We start from the raw sequence: 19,635 nt of genomic DNA, 5'->3' as shown, positions 1-19,635 counted from the left end.
ACCGGTAGCAACGAGCAGCCGCCGGGCGGGCTACGCCCGGCCGTGTCGCGAGATCCCCTCACTGCTCTTGACGTCGCCAGCCTCCCTGACCATGATGGTCAGTATTCCTGACGATTTAGGGGTGACCCATGACCCGACTTCCTCCCGTCCGGGTCGCCCGCGCTGCGACGACCGTCCGCACCGCGGTCCAGGGCCTCACGCGCCGGATGGTGCCCGCGCCCGTCGGTGTGCTCGAGCTGGTCTCGGGCCTCATCGAGGCCAACACGGTGTACGCCGTCGCGAAGCTGGGAGTGGCCGACGCGCTGGCCCGCGGTCCCCGCACCGCCGCGGACGTGGCCGCCGAGCTCGGCACCCACCCCGACGCGACCTACCGGCTGATGCGGGCCGCTGCCAGCTACGGCCTGCTGCACCAGGACGGCGACCGGTTCGACCTGACCGCGCTGGGGCGCCCCCTGCAGTCGGACGCGCCCGACTCGATGCGCGCGGTGGTGCTGATGATCGGCGACCCGCGCTACCAGTCGGTGTGGGCCCGGCTGCCGGAGTCGGTCACCACCGGGACGGCCCAGGCCGAGGCCGTCCACGGCGTGTCGATGTGGGAGCTGCTGGACCGCGACGCCGACTACGCCGCCACCTTCAACGAGGCGATGACGCGCCTCACCGCGCTCGACTGGCCGACGGTCGCGGCGGCGTACGACTTCACCCCGTTCCGGCGCATCGTCGACGTCGGCGGCGGCCACGGCCGGCTCCTCGCGTCGATGCTCGGCGTCGCACCGGCGGCCGAGGGCGTGCTGTTCGAGCAGGAGTCGCTCCTGCCCGACGCCGAGGAGCTGCTGCGGGAGGCCGGGGTCCTGTCGCGGTGCCGCCTGGTGGGCGGCTCGTTCCACGACCGCGTGCCCGACGACGGCGACCTCTACGTCATGCGCCGCGTGGTGCACGACCTCGACGACGAGCAGGCGCTCGCCCTCCTGACCACCGTGCGCCGCGACATGCCGGCCAGCGCCACGGTGCTCCTGCTCGAGAGCATCGTGCCCCCGGGCAGCGGGCCCGACTTCGCCAAGACCCTCGACCTCGACATGCTGCTCTTCGCCGGTGGCCGCGAGCGCACCGAGCAGGAGTACGCCGCCCTGCTCGGCCGCGCCGGGCTCGAGATGACGCGCGTCGTGCCAACCATCTCGACGATCTCGCTCGTCGAGGCCCGACCGGCGGCCTGACTCAGCCGCGGAGCCCGGCCCGGAGCTCCTCGAGCGCGGTCGACAGGTCGACCCGAGGCGTCCAGCCCCAGCGCCGCGCGCGGTCGGCCACGATCTGCCCGGCCCAGGCCGGGCTCTCGTCCCAGGTCGGCTCGAGGTCCAGCGCGTCCGTTACCGCGCCGAGGTAGTCGCGCTGGGTGGCCGGCCCGCTGGCCACGTTGACCGGCGTGCACCCGCCCGCGACCGGACCTGACTCGGGGTCGTCGGCGGTCGCGATGGCGCCGGTGGCGACGTCGGCCGCGATGCTCGCCAGGTCGTCGACGTGCACCCACGCGAAGGTCTGGTCGGGGTTGGCGTGCCGCTCGGCCTCGTCGTCGCGGATCTCCGCCGGGCGCACGGTGTTCCAGATCGACGTGGCGCCCGGGCCGAGGATCGCCGGCGGGCGCAGCAGCACCCGCGTCGGACCCGCCAGTCGCTCGAGCGCGGCGTCGACGTCCCGCTTGACGACGCCGTAGGCCGACGAGTCGTCGGGCACCAGCGCCGCGGACTCGTCGACCTCACCCATCCCCGGGCTGCGGTCGTAGACGCCGGCGGTCGAGACGTGGACCAGGAGGGGCACGCCGGCGTCGACGGCCGCCTCGGCGATCGTCATCGTGCCGTCGAGCCCGACGCGACGCTGGTCGTCGCGTCCGCTGCCGAGCGGGTGGACGGTCGTGACGAGGGCGTCGGCACCGGCCACCACGGTGGCCGCGAACGTGGGGTCGGCGAAGTCGCCGACGTGCTCCTCGACGTGCGGGTGCTGCGGCGCGGTGCCCACGCGGCGTACGACGGCGCGCACGGTCGCCCCGCGCTTGCCCAACGCGGACACGACGTGGCTGCCCACGAGTCCGTTGGCACCGGTGACGACGACGATCGGGGAGGTCATGCCTCCACCATGGCACTGCGGTCCTGAACGCGGTCGTCGGCCGTCCGGGGCAGGAGGACGTGGGCGACCGCCAGGACCCAGATGGTGGCGGAGACCAGGCTGGTCATCACGTCGGTCGGGTGGTGGGCGCCCTGGTAGAGCCGGGACGGTGCCACGACGAGCGGCGCGAGGAGCAGCGGCCAGACCCACCGGCGCCAGCGCGGCGCCACCGCAGCGACCCACAGCACGATGCCGCCGTAGACGACGATCGAGGTCGCCACGTGCCCGGACGGGAAGCTGTGGTCCGGCACCAGCCCGGGGTCGAGGATCTCCACCGGCGGCCGGTCACGCGGGACGAAGTGCGTGACGACGAGGTAGAGGGCGAGGTAGCCCCCGACGAGCACCGCGAAGTAGACGAACGGGCGCCAGGAGCGCTGCCACCACGACCCGGCGAGGCCGACCACGACGGCGATGGCGACGCCGACGATCGTGTCGGCGATCGCGCTGCCGGCAGCCGCCGCGGTGTCGAGGTCGGCCGTGCGGTGGTCCTCCAGCCAGCGCGCGACGCCGTCGTCCCACGGGTCGACCACCGAGACCAGCGGCCCGGTGAGGAGCCACCCGACCCCCAGGACCCCGAGGACGACGACGATCCACACCAGGGCCAGGGTGCGCGCGGCCTCGCGCCGCGTCGACGTACTCACGCCGCCGAGGATGCCCCAGATGGCGTCCGTCGTCGTCCACCCCGAGGGATGTCCGCGGTCCGGGCCCGACGCTAGGCCGGCTTGCGCACGTGCAGCCGCACGTGGGTGCCGGTGTCGTCACGACCGACGTCGACGGCCGCCACGAGCTGGCGGGCCAACCACAGTCCGTAGCCGTGCTCGGCCGGCTCGTCGGGCGGCAGCAGCCCCGCGAGCGGGTGCACCGGCATCCCGCCGCGGTCCTGGACGTGCCACACCCACGTCTCGTCCTCGTCGTAGACGTGCACCAGAACCGGGGGCGAGCCGTGCAGCTGGGCGTTGGTCACCACCTCGGTGACCGCCAGCTCCAGGTCGTCGAGGACGCCGCGATCGAGGCCCAGGTCTGCTCCCCGGGTGCGCACCAGGCCGCGGATGAGGGCGACGCCGGCGTGCTGGGAGCAGTCGAGTGTCGCGGCGTACGCCGGCGGACGAGAGACCGCCGCCAGGTCTGCCAGCACCGCTAGCGGGTCCTGGAAGCGGGCGTTGGGCGTCACTGAACCGTCCTCGCACACCCCGTCGTGGGCGGCGAGGGCGATGTCGACCAGGTGGCCGGGCAGACGGGCGTCGTAGGGGCAGAGGAGGTCGACCGGCTGCTCGGCGAAGACGAGGCTGGCCGCCGACTCGAGCCTGCGGTAGTCGACGATCTCGACCGGGGTCCTCGCCGCGAGCGACTGCTCGGCGATCACGCACGACCGCACGCCCGGAGCCGCGGTCACGAAGTCGAGCAGCATCCGGTAGACGTTCCACTGCGGCCCGTAGGCCACGGCGTCGTCGATGACCGTGACCTCGTCGGCGTCACTGCCGAGCTCGGCCCGGATCGCCTCCACCCGCGACGCCGGCGCCATGACGAGCCCGCGGTGGCCCTGGTCGAGGCCCGCGCGAAGGAACCCGCCCGCCTCGGTCGCGTAGTGGCGGTCGCCGTCGTAGAGCAGCGTCGTGTGCGTCGAGGTCGCTGTCACGGCTCGTGCCTCTGTCTCCCCGGCCGGAGCCGGCAGAGGTCGGCTGCCGCGCGGTGTCGCCCGTGCATCACCCGCTCAATCTAGGGCGGCGTGGCGGCGCGGGACCCACAGTTCTCCCACATTTTGGGCCACGGACCGGTTACCTCACCTCCGCATCAGCAGCGCGGAGTCCCCGAACTCGTGCCAGAGGTAGCCCTCCGCGACCGCAGCGTCGTACGCCGCCTGGGTGAGCCGAGGGCCCGCCACCGCCTCGACGAGCAGGAGGTGCGAGGCCATCGGGTCGTGCCACCCGGTGACGAGGCCGTCGACCACCCGGGGCGGGTCCGCCGGCGTGACGACGCGGTCCGTCCACCCGCGCCCGGCGACGACGGAGGACCCCCTCACCGTGGACTCGACGGCGCGGGTCGCCGTGGTGCCGACGGCCACGACACGTCCGCCGTTGGCGCGCGCCTGGTTGATCACGCGCGCACTGGTCGGCGTCACCTCGAACCACTCCGGCCCCGGGGCCTCTCCGGCCTCCTGCGACGACACGCCGGTGTGCAGCGTGACGGGTGCGAGCTGCACGCCCGCGGTGACCAGCCGGGTCACCAGCTCGTGCGTGAACGGACGCCCGGCGGACGCCATCTCGGCGCTGCCCGGCCTCGTCCCGAAGACCGTCTGGTAGTCCGCGAGCGGGTAGCGCCGGTCGAGGTAGCCGTAGGCGATGGGGCGCCCGTTCCAGTCGAGCTGGCGGTCCAGGTCGCCTCGCACCGACACGCGCCACAGGCGGTTGCCGACGCCCGTCGGGGAGGACGCCTGCCCGAGCCACGGCTCGCGGAGCACCAGGCGTACGTCGCCGACACGCACCACGTCGTCCACGCGCGCGGTCAGCAAGGAACGGGCGGCGTCGGGCGCGGTCCGCAGCTCGACGACGGCGTCCCCGTCGTCGAGGCGGTGCGCGACATGGAGCACCACCGGACGCCCGTCGAGGTCCGCATCGACCTCGGCAGCGACGGTCGCCGAGGTGTTGACGACCAGCACGTCGCCTGCGCGCAGGTGGTCGGGAAGGTCGGCGAATCGACCGTGGGACAGCCCGTCCGGGGTCGCCACGAGCAGGCGCACCTCGTCGCGGGCGAGCCCGCGCGACTCGGCGGGTCGGGGTGCGAAGGCCGACGCGGCGAACCGGGTCTGCGGGGTCTCGTGCACGAGCGTCATCGGCCTTCGCCTTTGAAGTCGGCGGCCCGGTGGCGACCGGAGTCCGGCCGCGCGGCCAGCAACGCCAGCAGGTGCGGCACGACCGCCTCCGGGAGCGGTCGATCCGAGATGTCCTCGCCGGGGAAGGCGTCCTGGTGCATCGCCGTACGCATGTCGCCGGGGTCGACGGCGTACGCGCGCAGTCCCGTCTCGGCGCCGTAGGTCAGGGTCACGTGGTCGAGCGCGGCCTTGCTCGCGCCGTAGAGGCCCCACGTCTCGTAGTGGTTCACGGCCGCGTCCGAGCTGATCGAGAGGAGCACACCGTCCGTCGCTCGCAGCCACGGCAGCAGGGCCGAGGTGAGCACCAGCGGACCGCCGATGTTGGTCCGCCAGACGTGCGTGAGGTCGGGGATGTCGACCTCGGCCAGCGGGCGCATCGGCAGCGGACCGAGCGTGCTGGCGTTGTGCACCAGGAGGTCGAGCCGTCCGTGACGCTCCACCTCTGTCCGCAGTCGCTCGCGGTGGTCGGCGTCGGTCAGGTCGCCGACGACCACCGTCACGCCGGCCGGGAGCTCGGCCTCCTTGAACTTCTCCTCACTGCGCCCGTCCGTGACCACCCGCCAGCCGTGCCGCGCGAGCTCGGCGACCAGCGTGCGGCCGAGTCCGGCCGATCCTCCGGTGACCAGCGCCACCCGTTCCGTCGTCCTGTCAGTGCCTGTCTTGTCGGTCATGGCACCATGGTTCAAGTTCAAGTGAACTTGAGTTCAAGAGGTGACCCCGATGGATGCTCGCGACCTGCTGCCGATGGGCGAGATCTCGCGGCGCAGCGGCTTCGCTGCGTCGGCGATCCGCTTCTACGAGGCCGAGGGCCTGATCGAGGCGCACCGCTCGGGCAACGGTCAACGGCGGTTCGAGCGCAGCGTCCTGCGGAGGCTGGCCTTCATCCGGGCTGCCTCCAACGTCGGGCTCAGCATCGAGGAGATCCGCGGCGAGCTCGCCCGGCTGCCCGGCAACCGCACCCCCACCAAGGCCGACTGGCACCGCATCTCCCGGCACTGGGGGCGCCGGCTCGACGAGCAGATCGCCGCACTCCAGCGGCTCAAGGGCGGCCTCGACGGCTGCATCGGGTGTGGCTGCCTGAGCCTGCGCTCGTGCGCCTTCTCCAATCCGGACGACGTGCACGCCGGGGACGGGGCCGGTGCGCGGCTGCTCCCCGACTCGCTGCGGCGCCCGCACCCGACGCGGCGCTCCTCCGGGTAGTCCACCGGGAACCGGTCGTCCGAGGGACCGCCGGAGGACCCGTCGCCGGTGGACTACCCCGGCGGCGTGGCGAAGGAGCGGACGAGCGCGTCCATGGTCGCCGTCCGCTCACGATGGGCGATGATCCGCAGCACCGGCGTCCCGAGCGCGCGGATGCCGTTGGCCCGCAGCCGCACGTCGTGGCGTACGCGCGTCTCCCGCTCGCCGACGGCCTCGAGGGTGTAGCCGGGCCAGCCCTCCATCCTGGTCTTCCCGGACGAGCCGCGGTCCCACCAGTGGTAGACGATCCGGTTCGGGGCGTCGAGCTCGGCGATCTCACCCGGCATCGTCCCCATCCGGGTGCGGTCCTCGTAGGTCGTGCCGGCGGTCACCGGACCGGGCGACGTCTGCCGTGTCCCGCGCAGGATGCTGCCCCGCCCGGGCACCCACGTGTTGTGTCCCTCGATGTCGGCGAGACGGGCGAAGACCTCGCCGATCGGCGCCGCGACCGTGCGCTGGATCTCGAACTCGACGTCGCTCATCTCGCCATGGTCGGCCCGCGCCGACCGCCGCTCAAGCCCGGTCCAGCCCGATCGACGAAGATGCGGGCGTGACCGACTACGCGATCCGCACCGACCTGGCCGCCATGGACCTCGACCGCGTCCACGACTGGCTCAGCACCGACGCGTACTGGTCCCTGGGGCGCAGCCGCGCGGCCGTCGCCACGGCAGCGGAGCACTCGCTGAACGTCGGCGCCTTCACCGACGACGGCCGGCAGGTGGCGTACGCCCGGGTCGTCACCGACCACGCCACCTTCGCCTGGCTCTGCGACGTGTACGTCGACCGGGACCACCGCGGTCGCGGCCTGGGCAAGCGGCTGGTGGCCGCTGTCGCGCAGCGGGTCGACGAGCTGGGCGTCGGCCGCACCCTGCTCAAGACGAGGGACGCCCACGAGGTCTACGCGGGCCACGGCTTCGAGCCCGTTCCCGACCCGGACCTCTGGATGATCAGGACTCCCCCGACAGCGTGAACAGCGTCAGCTGCATCCCGTCGGGCGCGGCGACGCGGGCGTTGCGGTCGCCCCACGGCGTGTCGACGGTGGGCGCCACCGGGGTCGCGCCCGCGGCGGTCAGCGTCGCAGCGGCGGCATCGGCGTCCGGCACCTGCAGCGCGAGGCGCACCTTGCCCGAGACCCGCTCCCCCACCTCGAGGTCGTCGACCATCGCGGCCTGGGCCTCGTCGAAGAGCTCGAGCGTGGCGCGCCCGGCGTCGAGCAGCACCACGCGACCTTGGTCGCTGCTCCAGTCGGCCACCTCGGACAGCCCGAGAGCGTCGCGGTAGAGGCGTACGGCGGCGTCGAAGTCGTCGACGGTGAGGGTGATCCGGAGCTCATGCACGGCGATCTGGGCATCGGTCATGGAGTCGATCGTGCTGGCTCGGGTGCACCTGAGGTCAAGACCCTGCCCGGACCGATGCGGAACTCGCCGATCACGGTGACGCCGTCCTGGGCGTAGAGCGGGATGTCCTGACCGTCGGGGTCCGTCTGGTTCCGTGCCTCGGCGGAGCGGATGAAGCCGCACCGGCCGTTGGTGCCGTAGGCGGCGACCAGGTCCGGGCCCGGGTCGTGCTCGTCGATGGCGGCGCCGGATCCGTAGGACATGCCGTTCTCGTTGACCGGGTAGGGCGGCGCCATCGCGGCCTGGGGACAGTCCTCGAAGACCACCTCGTCGTCGCGGTGCGCACTCGGGTCGATGGCGCGGAAGGTGGCGGCCGGCTCGCCGGGCGACGCGACGACCTGGTGCAGCTGGACGCCCCCGAGGAAGCCGACGACCACCGTCGCGGCCCCCAGCGCCACGCGCACGAGCATCCGTCCTCCTCCGGTACGTCGATGGGACGAGGCGATCGGCCGAGAAGTTGTCAGCCGACCACGACTGGCGCCGGACTGCCCTCGACGAGTCGGCGTACGACGTCCGCGCACCCGCCGCAGCCGGTGGTCGCCCGCGTCCGGTCGACGCACTCCCCCACCGTCCCGCACGCCCGGACCTCGCCCGCGCTCACGCCGGCACACGCGCAGACCTCCGCCTCGTCGGGCAGCGGCGTCGGGGCGTCGGCCGCCTCGGGCAGGAGCAGCTGACCGGGCTCGTCGGGACCGAGCAGGGTGCCCCGGTCGTAGAGCTGGGTGATCAGCCCGACGCGGGACAGGTCGCCGACGAGGGCCGCGGCCACGATCCGCCCGCCGTGGACGACCAGGCGGCGGTGGGATCCGGCGACCGGGTTGGTCACCTCCACGACCTCGCCCGCTGCGCGCTCGGGGTCGCCGAGCACGGCGACGTCGAGGCCGGTGGCGCGCAGGCGCGCGACGCTGCGGTTGCCGTCGTACGACGCCTCCTCCCCGCGCAGCACCCGGGCGAGCACCTCGGCCTGCTCCCAGGCGGGCGAGACGAAGCCGGTCGTCCGGCGACGGTGCTCGGCGCAGTCGCCGATGGCGTGCACCCGGTCGTCGGTGACGCTGGTGAGCGTGTGGTCGACGACGACCCCCCGACGGACCATCAGCCCGGCCCGACGCGCGAGCGCGGTCGACGGGCGGCCGCCGGCGGTGAGGACGACGAGGTCGCTGGGCAGGACGTGGCCGTTGTCGAGCTGCAGCCCGTCGTCGGTGATCCGGACGGCCCGGGCGCCGGTGTAGACCTCGGTGCCGAGACGGCGGAGGTCGCGGGCGAGGACGCGTCCGGCGCCGGGACCGACCTGACGGGCGAGCAGGTGGTCGGCGCCCTCGACGACCTCCGTCCGCAGCCCACGCACCGCTAGCGCCCGGGCGACCTGCAGCCCGAGCAGGCCGCCGCCGACGACGATCGCGCGGGGTCTCGTGACAGGCGCCAGGGCGCCTTCCTCGACCAGCGAGCTGGCGGCTTTGTCGAGGCGCCGGCAGTCGGCGAGCGAGCGGAAGGCGTGGACCGTGGGGTGCAGGGTGCCGTCGCGGCGGACCAGGCCGCGGATCGGCGGCAGGGTGGGGATCGAGCCACAGGCCAGGACGAGCCGGTCGTAGGCGACCCGTTCCCCGTCGACCAGCACGACCGCGCGGGCGGCGCGGTCGATCTCCAGGACCCGCGCCCCCAGCCGCAGGTCGATCCCGTGCGCCGCGAACCACTCCTCCGAGCGCAGGGTCAGCGCGTCGGCGGCGTGGGTGCCCTCGAGCACGGCGGACAGCAGGATCCGGTTGTAGGGGGCGTACGACTCGTCGGCGAGGACGGTCACGGCGAAGCGGTCGTCCCCGGCGAGGTGCTCGACCAGGCGGACGGCGGCCATGCCGCCGCCGACGACGACGATGCGCTCAGCCATGGGTGACCGAGGCCGCGCACACCTTGAACTCCGGCATCCGGGAGGCCGGGTCGAGGGCGTCGTTGGTGAGCCGGTTGGCGCCGACCCAGTGGAACGGCACGAAGACCGTGTCCGGCCGGATCGTCGGCACCACCTTGGCGGGAGCGGTCATCTCGCCGCGCCGGGTCGCCACGCGCACGACGTCGCCCGGCCCGATCCCGATGCGCGCGGCGAGCAGCGGGTGCAGCTCGACGAACGGTCCGTCGTCGGGCAGCGAGCGGACCCGCCGGGTCTGGGCACCGGACTGGTACTGCGCGAGCACCCGCCCGGTCGTGAGGTGCACCGGGTAGTCGGCGCACGGTTGCTCGGCCGCGCCGCGGTGCTCGACGGCGTACATCCGGGCGCGCCCGTCGGGGTGCGCGAACGACTCGGCGAAGAGCCGCTCGCCGCCCCAGAAGACGCCCTGCTCGTCGCGGATCCGGTCGTAGGTGATCGCCGAGTAGTCGGCCGGGCCGCCCGCCGACGCGCGGCCGAGCTCGGTGAAGACCTCCTCCGGGTCGGTCGGGAACGACGCCGCCGACCCGAGCCGCTCCGCGAGCCCGGCGAGCACCTCGAGGTCCGACCGCACGCCCGACGGGGGCGTGACCGCGCGCTGCCGCAGGACCACCCGACCCTCGAGGTTGGTCATCGTCCCGGTCTCCTCGGCCCACTGCGTCACCGGCAGCACGACGTCGGCCAGCGCCGCGGTCTCCGACATCACGATGTCGCACACGACGAGCAGGTCCAGCGCCTCCAGCCGCGAGGTCACGTGGGTCGCCCGTGGTGCGCTGACGACGATGTTGGACCCGAGGACCAGCAGCGCCGACGGGCCGCCCGGTGTGCCGAGCGCGTCGAGGAGCTCGTACGCCGACCTCCCGGGTCCCGGCAGCGAGTCGGGCTCGACCCCCCACACGTCCGCGACGTGCGCGCGGGCGGCGGGGTCGTCGATGCGCCGGTAGCCGGGCAGCTGGTCGGCCTTCTGCCCGTGCTCGCGCCCGCCCTGGCCGTTGCCCTGCCCGGTCAGGCAGCCGTAGCCCGCGCCCCGCCTGCCCACCGCGCCGAGCGCGAGCGCGACGTTGATCCAGGCCAGCACCGTGTCGGAGCCGGTCGAGTGCTGCTCGGCCCCGCGCGCGGTGAGGACCATGACCTTGCGGCCCGCGAGCATGGCCGCCAGCGCCCGCAGCTCGTGCGCCTCGATCCCGGTCACCCGCTCGACCCGTTCGGGCCACCAGGAGGCGACCGAGTCACGCACGTCCTCCCAGCCGGTGGTGCGCTCGGCGAGGTACGTCGTGTCGACCGCGCCGGCGGCGACGAGCAGGTGCAGCAGGCCCAGCGCCAGGGCGAGGTCGGTGCCCGGCACCGGCTGGAGGTGCAGGTCGGCGCGGTCCGCGGTCGGCGTACGCCGTGGGTCGACGACGACGACCTTCCCGCCGCGCTCGCGCAGCCGGTCGAGGTGGCGGGCGGCCGGCGGCATCGTCTCGGCGAGGTTGGAGCCGACGAGCACCAGCACGTCGGTCTCCTCGACGTCGGCCAGCGGGAAGGGCAGCCCGCGGTCGAGGCCGAAGGCGCGGATGCCGGCCGAGGCGGCCGAGCTCATGCACCAGCGACCGTTGTAGTCGATCTGGGAGGTGCCGAGCGCGACCCGGGCGAACTTGCCGAGCGCGTAGGCCTTCTCGTTGGTGAGCCCTCCGCCGCCGAAGACGGCGACCCCGTCCGGCCCTCCCGCCGCCTGCGCGGCTCGGATCCCGTCGGCGACGCGGTCGAGCGCGTCGTCCCACGAGACGGCCGTCCACTCGCCCGTCTTCCGGTCGCGCACCAGCGGCGACGTGAGCCGCTCCCGACTGCCGTACAGCCCGGCCGCGGCCCACCCCTTGCGGCACAGCGCGCCCTGGTTGACGGGGAACTCCTCCCACGCCGACACCTCGGGCGTACGCCGTCCGGCCAGTCGCATCCCGCACTGCAGCGAGCAGTAGGGGCAGTGGGTCTCGGTCGCCACGGTGCTCCTCAGATCCCGGCGCCGGCCAGGCTCTTGGCGCGGACCTCAGCGGGGCGTCGCAGGTAGACCGCCCAGGTCACCGCACCGCAGACGACGTAGAACGCGGTGAACACCAGGAAGGCGCCCTTGGTGGCGGACATGGGGTCGGCCACCCACGGTGCGCTGAAGGCCATCGGGATGAGGAACCCGCCGATGGCGCCCACCGCGCCGATGACGCCGATCGCGGCGGACGCCTGCTTGGTCCCGGCCAGCAGGGCGGCGGTGCGCTCGGGTGTGCCGGGCGTCGTGGCGCGCTCGGCCTCGGTGCGCCAGATCGCCGGGATCATCTTGTAGGTCGAGCCGTTGCCGACGCCGGTGGCGGCGAAGACGCAGAGGAAGAAGGCCAGGAACCACGGGAACCACGACTGGTTGGCCGACGCGATGGCCGGGTCCGCGGTGGGGTTGGGGGTGAGCTGCACGAGCGTCCACAGCACAGCCAGGGTGAAGACGACCATCGCGCCGAACGCGCCCAGCGTCACCCTCGCGCCGCCGACGCGGTCGGCCAGCCACCCGCCGAACGGCCGGGTCGCCGAGCCGACCAGGGCGCCGAGGAACGCGAAGTAGGCGAAGTAGATGCCGGTCCCCAGCGGCGTCGGCTCCGGCACCCAGAAGTTCAGCTTGATGAGCAGGGGCATGGCGGCGGAGTAGCCGATGAACGAGCCGAAGGTGCCGATGTAGAGGAACGCCATGATCCACGTCTGCCGCTTCCGCACGACCTGCAGCTGCTCGCGGGGGGAGGACTTCGCGGTGCCCAGGTTGTCCATGAAGAAGTACGCCGCGAGCGTCGCGACGACCGCGAGGCCGGCGTACACCCAGGCCGCGCGCTGCAGGTCGATCCCGCCCTCCGCCGCCTTGACCAGGCCGAAGATCCCGGCACCGCCGACGATGACGGGCAGGAAGAGCTGGATCAGTGCGACACCGAGGTTGCCGCCCGCTGCGTTGAGGCCCAGCGCGGCGCCCTTCTTGGCCGAGGGGTAGAAGAAGTTGATGTTGGCCATCGACGAGGCGAAGTTGCCGCCGCCGAGGCCGGCCGTGGCCGCGATGACGCAGAACACCCAGTACGGCGTCTCCGGTCGCTGCACGACGTAGGCGAACCCCAGCGTGGGGACGAGCAGCAGAGCCGCGCTCGCCATCGTCCAGTTGCGGCCACCGAACTTCGGCACCGCGAAGGTGTACGGGAGCCGCAGCAACGAGCCGACGAGGTTGGGCAGAGCCACCAGGAGGAAGAGCTGCTGTGGCGTGAAGTCGAAGCCCTGGGCCACCAGGAAGGCCGAGCTCACGCTCCAGATCAGCCACACCGAGAAACCGAGGTGCTCGGCGAAGATCGACCAGACCAGGTTGCGGCGGGCGACGGACCGGCCGGTCGACTCCCAGAAGTCGGGGTCCTCCGGGCGCCAGTCCTCGATCCAGCGACGCGTGCGGCGGGTGTCAGTGGCGGGGGTGCTCATGCCGACGAGCGTCGGCTCCCGGTGTGACGTCCGGCCTGCCGGTCCGGTGGCGGAGCCGTCAACTTCTCCTCACGACCTCACGACGTCACCGAGGAGCGAGGTGCTGCGCGAAATGCAGAGGAGCCCCGACCGCTGTGCGGTCGGGGCTCCTCAGAGGTACGTCAGACGACGCGGACGTTCTCGGCCTGCGGGCCCTTGGGGCCGGCGGTCACGTCGAACTCGACCTTCTGGTTGTCGTCGAGCGACTTGTAGCCGTTGGACTGGATCGCGGAGTAGTGCACGAACACGTCCTCGCCGCCGCCGTCCTGCGCGATGAAGCCGAAGCCCTTGTCAGCGTTGAACCACTTGACAGTTCCCTGAGCCATGATCTGTTCCTTTGTTCTCTTCCGGCGACGACCTGCCGCCGAGGTGCTGAAGACATCCATCGTGCTGATTGTCCAGCGAACCGAAAACCAGGAGATACAAGACACGAGCCGCACCACGTGTGCGGCCAGGACGCGCCAGGCGCATCCCTTCAACACCACGAGCCTACGGCACGCGGCGCCCGGTGACGACTTCCGGGCGGGCCCCGACCGCTCGTCGTACGTCGCCGACCGCTGAGCGACCGGCGACGCCCATCGACCGACAGTGCGACGCGCACCCCTCCCGCGCGGCGCGCGAGCGGTGTCACGGTGACGGCGGTCACACCCGGTGGCCCCACGCTCGTAAGGACCGATCCGTGACTGACCAAGAACAGGCCGCGCGCCACGACCCCATCTACGACCGGCTGCACGCGACACCCGAGTTCGCCGAGCTGCGGCGCCGCTACCGCGGCTTCGTGTTCCCGGCGACCGTCGCCTTCCTGGCCTGGTACCTGCTGTACGTCGTCATGTCGACCTGGGCCGGCGACTTCATGTCGATCAAGCTCTGGGGCAACATCAACGTGGCGCTGGTCTTCGGCCTGCTCCAGTTCGTGACGACGTTCGGCCTCGCCTGGATGTACGCCCGCTTCTCCTCCGCCAAGCTCGACCCGTTGGCCCGCCAGCTCGACGCGGAGTACAACAAGGGAGGCGACGCCTGATGGACACCCAGGTCCTCACCACGTTCCTGTTCCTGTCGGTCGTCGCCCTGACGATCGGCATCACCTTCTGGGCGAGCCGCCAGACCAAGACGGCCGCCGACTTCTACTCCGGCGGGCGGTCGTTCTCCGGCTTCCAGAACGGTCTCGCCATCGGCGGCGACTACATGTCGGCGGCGTCGTTCCTCGGCATCTCCGGCGCCATCGCGGTCTACGGCTACGACGGCTTCCTCTACTCCATCGGCTTCCTCGTGGCATGGCTCGTCGCCCTGCTGCTCGTCGCCGAGATGCTCCGCAACGCCGGCCGCTACACGATGGCCGACCAGCTCGCCTTCCGGATGTCGCAGCGCCCGGTGCGCACGGCGGCGTCGGTCTCGACCGTCGTCGTGTCGATCTTCTACCTGCTGGCGCAGATGGTCGGCGCGGGCTCGCTCGTCGCGCTGCTGCTCGGCGTCGACAGCCAGGCGGTCAAGAACATCACCATCATCGGCGTCGGCGTCCTGATGATCTTCTACGTCGTCGTCGGCGGCATGAAGGGCACGACCTACGTCCAGATCGTCAAGGCCGTGATGCTGATGATCGGTTCCGCGCTGATCGTGGTGCTGGTGCTCGCGGAGTTCAACTTCAACCTCTCCGACCTCCTCGGCGCGGCGGCCGACAACTCCGGCAAGGGCGAGGCGTTCCTGCAGCCCGGTCTGCAGTACGGCGCCTCGCTGACGTCGCAGATCGACTTCCTGTCCCTCGGCCTGGCCCTCGTGCTCGGCACCGCCGGCCTGCCGCACATCCTGATCCGCTTCTACACCGTGCCGACCGCGCAGGACGCCCGGAAGTCGGTGCTGTGGGCCATCGGCCTCATCGGCGCGTTCTACCTCATGACGCTGGTCCTCGGCTTCGGCGCCGCGGCCCTGCTCGACCGTGACCAGGTCGACCCGCTCGAGGGCGGCAACCAGAACCTCGCCTCCCCGCTCCTCGCCGAGGCCGTCGGTGGCGGCGAGGGCTCGACGGGCGGCGCGATCCTGCTCGCGCTCATCTCCGCGGTCGCCTTCGCGACCATCCTCGCGGTGGTCGCGGGCCTCACCCTGGCCAGCTCGTCCTCGGTGGCGCACGACCTCTACAAGGGCGTCATCAAGAAGGACGAGCCGGTCTCGGAGCACGACGAGGTCCGGGTCGCCCGCATCGCCGCGTTCGTCATCGGTGCGATCGCCATCGCCCTGTCGATCCCGGCGCAGCGCCTCAACATCGCGTTCCTCGTGGCCCTGGCCTTCGCCGTCGCCGCGTCGGCCAACCTGCCGGCGATCATCTTCAACATGTTCTGGCGGCGCTTCAACACCCGCGGCGCCACCTGGAGCATCTACGGCGGCCTCATCGCCGCCGTCGGGCTGGTGTTCTTCTCGCCGGTGATGTCGAGCCTGCCGACGTCGCTCTTCCCCGACTCGGACTGGGCGATCTTCCCGCTCAACAACCCCGGCATCATCTCCATCCCGATCGGGTTCCTGCTCGGCTACCTCGGCACGATCACGTCGAAGGAGCCCGCTGCCGAGGACCGCTTCACCGAGCTCGAGGTCCGCGCCCTGACCGGCGCCGGCGCCGAGCAGGCCGTCAAGCACTGAGGCCACGACCGCTGCACCACGCAGACGTACGACGCCCCGGAGGCCAGGCCTCCGGGGCGTCGTCGCGTGGTGCGGTGGATCAGGTGCCGGTGCCCGGCAGGACCGGGACGCCGTTCACGCTCATCGTGCCCCCGTCGTTGTAGGCGTCGGGACCCTCGGGCGCCGTGTTGGCGTCGAAGACGATGCCGGTGGCGGTGAGGACACCCGCGGAGGAGTTCCACAGCCCGCCGCCCTCGTTGCTGGCGTCGTTGCCGGTGATCGAGCCGTCGGTCCAGGTGACTGTCCCGGCGCCGGTGATGTGCAGCGCGCCGCCGTTGCCGGGGGCCGCGCCGGTGGCGTTGCCGCGGGCGTTGACGTTGCTCAGGTCGGCGGAGCCGCCGTTGACCTCGACCGCACCGCCGGCACGCGGGGCGGCGTTGCCGTCGAAGTTCGTCCAGCCGACGGTGAGGTCGCCGTTGAGCGACAGCACGCCTCCGCCGGAGCCGGCCGCGCCGGTCGCCTTGTTGGCCTCGAACGTGGCGCCCATGACGTCGACGTCGCCACCGTCGTTGTAGATCGCGCCGCCGCCCTGGTCGGCCGCAGCCCCGCTGGCGGTGTTGCCCCGCAGGTGCGTGTCACGCACGGCCATCGTGCCGGTGGCGGAGTTCCACAGGCCGCCGCCCTCGACGGCGGCGTTGTCGTACACCTTGGTCTGGGTGACCTCGACCGAGCCGGTGCCGGTCAGGTGCAGGCCGCCGCCGTTGCCGGGCGCGGTGCCGGCGTCGTTGCTCTGCAGCACGGAGCGCGCCACCGTCGTGGTGCCGAGGTTGGCCTCGATGCCGCCGCCGGCACGCTTGGCGGCGTTGCCCTGCACGGTGGTGCCGGTGAGGGTCAGCGTGCCCTGGTTGTTGAGCACCCCACCGCCCGAGCCGGCAGCGCCGGTCGCGGTGTTGCTCGCGATCGTCGAGCCGCTGACCGAGGTGGTGCCGTCGGAGTAGATGCCCCCGCCGCCCTGGTCGGCCGCGGCGCCGGTCGCGGTGTTGCCCGAGATCGTCGAGCCGGTCACGGACAGCTGCCCGGTGGCGGCGTTCCAGAGGCCACCGCCCTCGACGGCGGTGTTGCCGAGCACCTGCGTGGTGTCGACGAGGACCTTGCCGGCACCCGTCAGGTGCAAGCCGCCGCCGTTGCCCGGCGCCGCGCCGGTGCTGTTGGCGCGCAGCGTCGAGCCGACCAGCGTCGTGGACCCGAGGTTGGCCTCGATGCCACCGCCGGCTCGCGGAGCCGTGTTGCCGCGCACCTCCGTGGTGGCGACCACGAGGGTGCCGAGGTTGTTGAGCACGCCGCCACCCGAGCCGGCGGCACCGGTGGCGGTGTTGTCGTGGATCTCGCTGCCGCGCACGGTCAGCGAACCGCCGTCGTTGAAGAGGCCGCCACCGCCCTGGTCGGCAGCCGCTCCGGCCGCGGAGTTGCGCCGGACGGTCGTGCGCTCGACCACGAAGGTGCCGGTCGCGGAGTTCCACAACCCGCCGCCCTCGGCGCTCGCGGTGTTGCCGGACACCAGGCCGTCACGCACGAGCACGTCACCGGTCCCGGTGAGGTGGAGCCCGCCGCCGTTGCCCGGCACGGCGCCGGTGGCGTTGCCGGTCAGCCGGGTGCGGACGAGGAACGTGCTCCCGCCGGCGGCCTCGATGCCGCCGCCGGCCCGCTCGGCCTCGTTGCCGCGGACCCGCGTGTCGACGAGGCGCAGCGTGCCGCCCTCGTTCATCACCGCGCCGCCGGAGGCGCCGGCGCCGGTCACCGTCGAGCTCAGCAGGTGGGACTTGCGCACCTCGACGGTCCCGCGGCTGCGGATCAGTCCGCCGCTCTCGGTCTCCGCGGGCGCACCGTTGCGCAGCTTGGCGCGCTTGATGACCAGCCGGGTGCCAGACCGTACGTCGAAGACCCGGTCGACCTTCTTCGCGTTGATGGTCCGGCCCCGCCCGAGGACGACGAGGTCGGCGCGGACGTCGAGGTCGCCGCGTCCGGCACCGCCGCGGGCGCTGCGGCCCGTGGCGAAGCGGATGGTCCGCACCAGGACGATGCGGTCCTTGGCCTTCGTCCTGTTGGCCTTGCGCACGGCCGTGCGCAGCTGCTTCTCGGTGCGGACCTTCCACGTGCGGGAGGCCTTGCCCTGCTTGTTCGTCGGCGCGGTGCTCGCGGCGCTCACCGTCGTTGCCGCGGCCGCGGTGGCGCCCGAGGCGGGAGCTGCGGCGGGCTCGGCCGCGGCGGGTGCCACCGCGAAGGCGGCGAGTGCGAACGCCGACGCAACCACCCCTGTGGCCGCTCGTCGTCCGGTTGTCCTCAGTGCTGACATCGCTGTCTGCCCTTCTGGTCGTCGTCCGGCGGGCGGTTCCGCCCCCCTGGTCGCCGCCACGCCAGGTGGTGGCGGTGGCGGCACTGGTGGGTACGGCGCCCGGCGCGACCGCGTTCACCCCGATCGCGATCCGGTGCGTGATCGAGGCTGGGTCCGGGGGTTCGGACCGGACGGTGAACGCCGCCGCGTCCTGCGCCGTACACACCACTGTGACCGGCAGACTGCGTGGCGTGAGCGACCCCGACGGCGCCGTACCGTCGCTCGACGACGAGGACGGGGTGATGGCGGCCTACCGGCTCCACGGTGCCGAGGTCTACCGCTTCGTCCTGCGTGGCCTGGACGATCCGGCGTCCGCGCAGGACGTCACCCAGGAGACCTTCGTCAAGGCGTGGCGGCACGCCGACCGCTTCGACCCGGAGGTGGCGTCGCTGCGGGTGTGGCTCTTCGGCATCGCCCGCAACACGATGATCGACCACGTCCGGGCCAGGCGGGCCCGTCCCTGGCAGGGCGCCCTCGCCGACCCACCGACGGTCGAGGCGGCCGCCGGCTCGGTCAGCGACCACGCCGACGCCGTCCTCGACGGGTGGCTGGTGGAGGAGGGTCTGCGCCGCCTCGCCCCGCACCACCGCGAGGCCCTCGTGCAGACCCACCTGCTGGGCCGCCCCTACGACGAGGTGGCGGCCGAGCTCTCGATCCCGGTCGGCACGCTCCGCAGCCGGGTCTTCTACGCGATGCGCGCCCTCAGGGCCGCCATGGATGAGATGGGAGTGAGCCTGTGAGCACCTTCGACGACGCCGCTCACCGCGAGCTGCGCGAGCTGCTGGGCTCCTACGCCCTCGGCCACCTGGCCGGCCCCGAGGCCGACCGGGTGCGCGCCCACCTCGACGGCTGCGCCGCGTGCCGGCTCGAGCCTGGACGGTCTGCTCCCGGTCGCCCGCGCGCTCGGCTCGGTGGACGCCGCGGCGTTCGCCGACCCCGCTCCCCTGCCGCCCACCCTCGGCGACGACGTACGCCGTGCCGTCTCCGAGGCGCGATCGGCACGCGACGACGAGGTCGGCCGGCCGGCGCCGGGAGGCGGCCGACCTGCGCGCGCGACGCGGGCGGGTCCGGTTGGCCACCGTCGCCGCGACGGTCGTGGTGGCCCTGGGGGTGGGCGGCGTCGTGGGTGGCGTCGTCGGCCGGGCGACGGCCCCCGAGCCGCCGACCGTGCCCACCGAGGCGATCTCGATGGCCCCGTCCCCCCAGCGGTCGGTCTCGGTGGACAGCGCCGACCTGGTGGCCCACACGTGGGGGGTCGAGCTCCGGATCGTCGCCGCCGGCTTCGCCGAGGGCGAGACCTTCCGGGCGGCCTTCCGCACCGACGACGGCGAGCTGGTGCCCGCGGGCGAGTTCATCGGCGTCGGCGACTCGCCGATGACGTGCTTCCTCCAGTCGGCCGCGCTGCGCGAGGACGTCACCCAGGTGGTGATCACCGACGACGGTGGCGAGACCGTGCTGTCCTCGGACCTCTGAGCCGCCCACGCCGTCCGTCCGTCGCGCCCGACGGACCGTCCGTCGCTCGCTGACGGTCTCGACCTGTCCGCGGCACACGTGC

At 73.1% G+C, this 19,635-nt stretch carries 20 protein-coding genes and 1 pseudogene; 8 read left to right on the top strand and 13 right to left on the bottom strand.

Features of this window, described 5'->3' with window-relative positions; all coding sequences use genetic code 11:
* Positions 1 to 128 precede the first annotated feature (128 nt).
* Positions 129 to 1,211 (top strand): methyltransferase, encoded by a 1,083-nt coding sequence (locus ACNKF0_RS01575; protein WP_416955190.1) that lies wholly within the window; start codon positions 129 to 131, stop codon positions 1,209 to 1,211.
* Position 1,212: 1 nt separating this feature from the next.
* Here ACNKF0_RS01575 and ACNKF0_RS01570 read toward each other — a convergent pair whose 3' ends face one another.
* The 5 genes from ACNKF0_RS01570 to ACNKF0_RS01550 form a co-directional block, all read right to left on the bottom strand.
* Entirely contained in the window at positions 1,213 to 2,115 is a 903-nt protein-coding gene (locus tag ACNKF0_RS01570; protein ID WP_416955189.1) for an NAD-dependent epimerase/dehydratase family protein, read from the bottom strand.
* Entirely contained in the window at positions 2,112 to 2,795 is a 684-nt protein-coding gene (locus ACNKF0_RS01565; protein ID WP_416955188.1) for a phosphatase PAP2 family protein, read from the bottom strand. The genes ACNKF0_RS01570 and ACNKF0_RS01565 overlap by 4 nt, the downstream gene beginning before the upstream one ends.
* Before the next feature lie 71 nt (positions 2,796 to 2,866).
* The gene (locus tag ACNKF0_RS01560; protein ID WP_416955187.1) at positions 2,867 to 3,790 is read right to left on the bottom strand and encodes an ATP-binding protein; all 924 of its coding nucleotides are present in this window, start codon (positions 3,788 to 3,790) and stop codon (positions 2,867 to 2,869) included.
* A gap of 144 nt (positions 3,791 to 3,934) precedes the next feature.
* Complete coding sequence (locus ACNKF0_RS01555; protein ID WP_416955186.1) at positions 3,935 to 4,984, bottom strand: S-adenosylmethionine:tRNA ribosyltransferase-isomerase; 1,050 nt, start codon at positions 4,982 to 4,984, stop codon at positions 3,935 to 3,937.
* The gene (locus tag ACNKF0_RS01550; protein WP_416955185.1) at positions 4,981 to 5,694 is read right to left on the bottom strand and encodes an SDR family NAD(P)-dependent oxidoreductase; all 714 of its coding nucleotides are present in this window, start codon (positions 5,692 to 5,694) and stop codon (positions 4,981 to 4,983) included. The genes ACNKF0_RS01555 and ACNKF0_RS01550 overlap by 4 nt, the downstream gene beginning before the upstream one ends.
* 49 nt (positions 5,695 to 5,743) lie before the next feature.
* Here ACNKF0_RS01550 and soxR point away from each other — a divergent pair, with 49 nt between their 5' ends.
* Positions 5,744 to 6,223 (top strand): redox-sensitive transcriptional activator SoxR, encoded by a 480-nt coding sequence (gene soxR, locus ACNKF0_RS01545; protein WP_416955184.1) that lies wholly within the window; start codon positions 5,744 to 5,746, stop codon positions 6,221 to 6,223.
* 53 nt (positions 6,224 to 6,276) lie between these two features.
* Here soxR and ACNKF0_RS01540 read toward each other — a convergent pair whose 3' ends face one another.
* Positions 6,277 to 6,744 carry an SRPBCC family protein gene (locus tag ACNKF0_RS01540; protein ID WP_416955183.1) on the bottom strand — a complete coding sequence of 156 codons (468 nt, stop codon included), beginning with the start codon at positions 6,742 to 6,744 and terminating at the stop codon, positions 6,277 to 6,279.
* Positions 6,745 to 6,812: 68 nt separating this feature from the next.
* On the opposite strand from ACNKF0_RS01540, the gene ACNKF0_RS01535 reads away from it, so the two are divergent.
* Positions 6,813 to 7,232 (top strand): GNAT family N-acetyltransferase, encoded by a 420-nt coding sequence (locus ACNKF0_RS01535; protein WP_416955182.1) that lies wholly within the window; start codon positions 6,813 to 6,815, stop codon positions 7,230 to 7,232.
* Here the strand turns inward: ACNKF0_RS01535 and ACNKF0_RS01530 are convergent.
* The 6 genes from ACNKF0_RS01530 to ACNKF0_RS01505 form a co-directional block, all read right to left on the bottom strand.
* A complete protein-coding gene (locus tag ACNKF0_RS01530; RefSeq protein WP_416955181.1) occupies positions 7,210 to 7,620 on the bottom strand; it encodes a VOC family protein in 411 nt (136 codons plus the stop codon). The two genes, ACNKF0_RS01535 and ACNKF0_RS01530, sit on opposite strands and share 23 nt — an antisense overlap.
* Positions 7,617 to 8,069 (bottom strand): hypothetical protein, encoded by a 453-nt coding sequence (locus ACNKF0_RS01525; RefSeq protein WP_416955180.1) that lies wholly within the window; start codon positions 8,067 to 8,069, stop codon positions 7,617 to 7,619. Before ACNKF0_RS01525 ends, ACNKF0_RS01530 begins: the two co-directional genes overlap by 4 nt.
* Positions 8,070 to 8,119: 50 nt before the next feature.
* Positions 8,120 to 9,541 (bottom strand): FAD-dependent oxidoreductase, encoded by a 1,422-nt coding sequence (locus ACNKF0_RS01520; protein ID WP_416955179.1) that lies wholly within the window; start codon positions 9,539 to 9,541, stop codon positions 8,120 to 8,122.
* On the bottom strand, positions 9,534 to 11,555 hold the full coding sequence (locus ACNKF0_RS01515; RefSeq protein WP_416955178.1) for a molybdopterin oxidoreductase family protein: 2,022 nt from the start codon (positions 11,553 to 11,555) through the stop codon (positions 9,534 to 9,536). Before ACNKF0_RS01515 ends, ACNKF0_RS01520 begins: the two co-directional genes overlap by 8 nt.
* Positions 11,556 to 11,563: 8 nt before the next feature.
* Positions 11,564 to 13,042, bottom strand: a complete 1,479-nt coding sequence (locus ACNKF0_RS01510; RefSeq protein ID WP_416955177.1) for an MFS transporter — start codon at positions 13,040 to 13,042, stop codon at positions 11,564 to 11,566.
* A gap of 161 nt (positions 13,043 to 13,203) precedes the next feature.
* Positions 13,204 to 13,407, bottom strand: a complete 204-nt coding sequence (locus tag ACNKF0_RS01505; RefSeq protein ID WP_299931207.1) for a cold-shock protein — start codon at positions 13,405 to 13,407, stop codon at positions 13,204 to 13,206.
* Positions 13,408 to 13,760: 353 nt separating this feature from the next.
* Here ACNKF0_RS01505 and ACNKF0_RS01500 point away from each other — a divergent pair, with 353 nt between their 5' ends.
* Together ACNKF0_RS01500 and ACNKF0_RS01495 are read left to right on the top strand one after the other, a co-directional pair.
* The gene (locus ACNKF0_RS01500) at positions 13,761 to 14,102 is read left to right on the top strand and encodes a DUF485 domain-containing protein (protein WP_416955176.1); all 342 of its coding nucleotides are present in this window, start codon (positions 13,761 to 13,763) and stop codon (positions 14,100 to 14,102) included.
* Positions 14,102 to 15,709 carry a cation acetate symporter gene (locus ACNKF0_RS01495; protein WP_416955175.1) on the top strand — a complete coding sequence of 536 codons (1,608 nt, stop codon included), beginning with the start codon at positions 14,102 to 14,104 and terminating at the stop codon, positions 15,707 to 15,709. Before ACNKF0_RS01500 ends, ACNKF0_RS01495 begins: the two co-directional genes overlap by 1 nt.
* 79 nt (positions 15,710 to 15,788) lie before the next feature.
* Here ACNKF0_RS01495 and ACNKF0_RS01490 read toward each other — a convergent pair whose 3' ends face one another.
* Positions 15,789 to 17,999 carry a hypothetical protein gene (locus tag ACNKF0_RS01490; protein WP_416955174.1) on the bottom strand — a complete coding sequence of 737 codons (2,211 nt, stop codon included), beginning with the start codon at positions 17,997 to 17,999 and terminating at the stop codon, positions 15,789 to 15,791.
* A 272-nt stretch (positions 18,000 to 18,271) separates the two neighbouring features.
* Here ACNKF0_RS01490 and ACNKF0_RS01485 point away from each other — a divergent pair, with 272 nt between their 5' ends.
* The 3 genes and pseudogenes from ACNKF0_RS01485 (at position 18,272) to ACNKF0_RS01475 (ending at position 19,553) form a co-directional block, all read left to right on the top strand.
* Positions 18,272 to 18,820, top strand: a complete 549-nt coding sequence (locus tag ACNKF0_RS01485) for a sigma-70 family RNA polymerase sigma factor (protein WP_416955173.1) — start codon at positions 18,272 to 18,274, stop codon at positions 18,818 to 18,820.
* A pseudogene (locus ACNKF0_RS01480) lies at positions 18,817 to 18,897 on the top strand (hypothetical protein); the annotation flags it as partial. The gene ACNKF0_RS01485 and the pseudogene ACNKF0_RS01480, both read left to right, overlap by 4 nt.
* Positions 18,898 to 19,055: 158 nt before the next feature.
* Entirely contained in the window at positions 19,056 to 19,553 is a 498-nt protein-coding gene (locus ACNKF0_RS01475) for a hypothetical protein (protein WP_416958655.1), read from the top strand.
* The last annotated feature ends 82 nt before the right edge of the window (positions 19,554 to 19,635 follow it).

It is taken from the genome of Nocardioides sp. T5, from assembly GCF_048161455.1.
Lineage (GTDB): Bacteria > Actinomycetota > Actinomycetes > Propionibacteriales > Nocardioidaceae > Nocardioides.
This window is presented reverse-complemented; position numbering and strand designations above follow the sequence as displayed.